Annotated in this window: 5 protein-coding genes; 2 read left to right on the top strand and 3 right to left on the bottom strand. The window is 55.2% G+C overall.

Annotated features, from left to right (window positions below):
* Positions 1-404, top strand: a 404-nt coding sequence (locus NTZ04_04015) for a CDGSH iron-sulfur domain-containing protein (GenBank protein ID MCX5991482.1), incomplete at its 5' end; no start/stop codon positions are given.
* A gap of 58 nt (positions 405-462) precedes the next feature.
* Here the strand turns inward: NTZ04_04015 and NTZ04_04010 are convergent.
* The 3 genes from NTZ04_04010 to NTZ04_04000 all read right to left on the bottom strand — a co-directional run bounded on the left by NTZ04_04010 (position 463) and on the right by NTZ04_04000 (position 2,962).
* Complete coding sequence (locus NTZ04_04010; GenBank protein ID MCX5991481.1) at positions 463-1,257, bottom strand: ABC transporter permease; 795 nt, start codon at positions 1,255-1,257, stop codon at positions 463-465.
* A complete protein-coding gene (locus tag NTZ04_04005) occupies positions 1,254-2,306 on the bottom strand; it encodes an ATP-binding cassette domain-containing protein (protein MCX5991480.1) in 1,053 nt (350 codons plus the stop codon). Before NTZ04_04005 ends, NTZ04_04010 begins: the two co-directional genes overlap by 4 nt.
* A 239-nt stretch (positions 2,307-2,545) precedes the next feature.
* Positions 2,546-2,962, bottom strand: coding sequence for a pyridoxamine 5'-phosphate oxidase family protein (locus NTZ04_04000; protein ID MCX5991479.1), 417 nt, complete (start codon positions 2,960-2,962; stop codon positions 2,546-2,548).
* A 190-nt stretch (positions 2,963-3,152) separates the two neighbouring features.
* On the opposite strand from NTZ04_04000, the gene NTZ04_03995 reads away from it, so the two are divergent.
* Positions 3,153-3,233, top strand: an 81-nt coding sequence (locus tag NTZ04_03995; protein MCX5991478.1) for an IS200/IS605 family transposase, incomplete at its 3' end; no start/stop codon positions are given.

Below are 3,233 nucleotides of genomic sequence, written 5' to 3'. Positions count from 1 at the left end.
GCGGCCAGGTAAATGAGTACGTGGGCAAGGACATCACTATAGTGGACAATACCGACGTCTGCTGCCGTGACAGGTCATGCATAAACGACCTTCCTCAGGTTTTCGAGACCTGTAATCCCGACGCTGCCAGCTCTGATGAGATCATGAAGACGATCAGGAAATGCCCTTCCGGAGCCTTGACTTATAAGATCGGGGGCGAACATTGCCGAGACTTCGGACATGAGCCTGCCATAACGGTCAGCAGGAACGGCCCCCTTAAAGTTGTCGGCGGCATTGAACTTCGGGATGATATGAACTCACAACCGGCGTGTCCGGAACACTACACGCTGTGTCGGTGTGGTGGTTCTAAGAACAAGCCCTTCTGTGACGGATCGCACCTCGACAACGGTTTCAAGGACGAATGAAGGCCGGGCAATGCGGCTCGCCTTCATTCCACCGCTCAACCAGTGAACATGGCAAGGCCTAGGCAATCCGCCGGTAGCGGCTGATGGCCAGAGTCACAAAGACCACCAGGATCCCGCCTATCCAGGCCAGCGACTGCCACAGGTGGGACATTATCTCGCCACCCGAGCAGAGCGCCCGGATTGTATCAGTTGTTGGTGTTACCGGATTCACCTTGGCAAAGGCCTGCAGCCAGCCGGGCATCGAATCCACCGGCGCAAACATGGAGCTGGCAAAAACGATAGGGAAGACCCAGACAAATCCTGCAACCTGCGCTGTCTCCACATCCTTCACCGTCATGCCAATGAAGGCCGAAATCCACGTGAAGGCAAAGCCGAACAGGACAGCCAGCAATGGGGCGGCGATAGCGGGGCCTATTCCATTATGGAATCTGAACCCCATGGCAGAGCCCACTGCGACCATAAGCAGAACCAGGAAGGTGTATCGCAGGGTATCAGCCAGGGTGCGGCCGGCAAGCACAGCGGCCCGCGCCATTGGCAGCGAACGGAACCGGTCGATAATGCCCCGCGAGAGGTCCTCGGCCAGGCCGACGCTGGCCTGTGTGGACCCAAAGACCACTATCTGGACCAGAAACCCCGGCAACAGATATTGAATATACTTGACCCCGCCGGCGTTAATAGCACCTCCGAAGACATAGTTGAACAGCAACAGCAGCATCACCGGCTGGATGGTGGAGAAGACCAGCAACTGAGGAAGACGAACAAAACGCAGCACACTTCGCCAGGTTATCACCAGCGTGTCCGGTATTATCCACCTGAACTCAGAAGATCGCGTCGCAGCCCTGGCACCCATCATGGCTTCCTCCTTTCAGAGCGGGATTTTCTGCCCTTCTTCACTGCAGTACCTTCTTCAGACGAAGCCTCCGCGGTGCGACCCGTCAGCGACAGGAAGACATCGTCCAGGGTAGGCCGCCTGAGTGCAATGTCATAAATAGCAACCCCGCGGGCATCCAGACGGCGTATCACCTCCGGCAGGATCGTGGTTCCCTTTTCCACAGGCAGTTCCAGTTGACCCGTTTCTGCATCCGCCCGGATCTTGCCATCACCGAATGTTGCCAGTATCTCCGCACCAAGCGCCGTCTGACTGCGGTCTGACAGACGCAGTTGCAGCAGAACATCGCCACCGCAGCATTCCTTCAGATACTCCGGGGTACCCTGCTCGATGATGCGTCCGTGATCGATCACTGCGATGTGGTTAGCCAGACGGTCTGCCTCCTCCAGGTACTGAGTGGTCAATAGCACTGTTGTGCCTCCTTTGACCAAACCGGCGATGGTATCCCACAAGCCAATACGGCTCCTTGGATCAAGGCCGGTAGTTGGCTCATCCAGAAATAACACCGGCGGGCGTGCTACCAGGCTGGCCGCCAGGTCGAGGCGGCGTCGCATCCCTCCAGAGTATGTCTTCACTCCACGGTCGGCAGCCTCGGCGAGATCAAGGCTCTCCAGCAACTCGCCGGCCCTCTTTCGGGCCTCCGACCCGCCAAGATGGTAGAGTCGACCTACCATTTCCAGGTTCTCCCGACCAGTGAGGTTTTCGTCAACAGCAGCATATTGGCCGGTCAATCCAATGAGAGAGCGCACTACTACCGCCTCACGCAGCACATCGTGCCCCAGAACCTCGGCCCGCCCGGAGTCCGGCCGCATCAATGTGGCCAGGATACGTATAACCGTGGTCTTGCCTGCTCCATTGGGGCCCAGAAGCGCCATAACGGTACCAGGCTGCACCACCAGGGCAACACCATCCAAAGCCTTCACGGCCCCGAATGACTTGTACAAACCCTCTGTCACAATAGCCGGTTGTGGTTCGGCCCGGGAGGTTACCCCAGATTCGGCACCGTCAGGCATAATTCACCTCCTTATCGATGGCCGATTTGCAGCCAACATATCTTGAACCAGATGCGCTATGAACTGCTGACAGCGCAGAAGCAATACCCGGAAGAGAAGCTGCCTTATTTGATGTGTATATGTGAATATATCATACCATGCGTTTTTTTAAGAGCGCTATCTGGTAGGAACAAATGGTAATCCTGGCTCGCTCAATCCGGTATCCGCACTCGTGAGGCGGTCCACCGAGACGAAGCGGTTCACAACTCAATATAGGTCTTAGGGGCGAAGTTGGTCTCCATTGTCCAGACTGTGGCCTGACCTTTCCTGAGACGGTAGATCACAAGCATCTCGTATCCCGCCTTCTCCACCCAGGGCTTCAAGAAATCACGCTTGGCCACTATTTCCTTCTTCAACTCCATGTCCTCAACCAGTTTGACAACGCCGCTGACTCTTACCTGAATATTCCTCTGATAGTCATTGAAACAGAATTCTACTCTGGGATTCTTGGACAGCTGCCTGTGTAAATCCTTCGTTGTGCCCGTATGAAACACGAGCCCGTTCTCATCAGCCCTGTACAACAGGATGCCGCGGACGTGTGGTGTATCTCCCTCCGCCGTGGCCAGATGACAGGCCGGGTTGGCATTGATCAAGGCTAGTATTTCGCTCTTGTTCATAACGACCTCCTTTTCGATTCACAGCACTACAGTATACAATGACCCTCTAGTCAGTCCCTTTCCTCACCCATGCCCCCCCTTGAAGGTAAGGTTAGTCTTCAGAATAGAACGCCGCTCGTCATGCAAATAATTCATTCTCTTTTAGGGTCTGATACCCCGCCGCTTGCGGCGAATGAATTAGAATAGATGCATGAGCATCTATTTACACAAGAGCCACAATGTAAGCGTATTGTTGTATCATCTGGTGTTTCCAACGAAATACCGTCGGCTA

This window comes from Chloroflexota bacterium (assembly GCA_026389585.1).
Classification (GTDB): domain Bacteria; phylum Chloroflexota; class Dehalococcoidia; order UBA2247; family RBG-13-53-26; genus JAPLHP01.
Note: the sequence above shows the minus strand (reverse complement) of the source record. Positions and strands in the feature narration are given on the sequence as shown.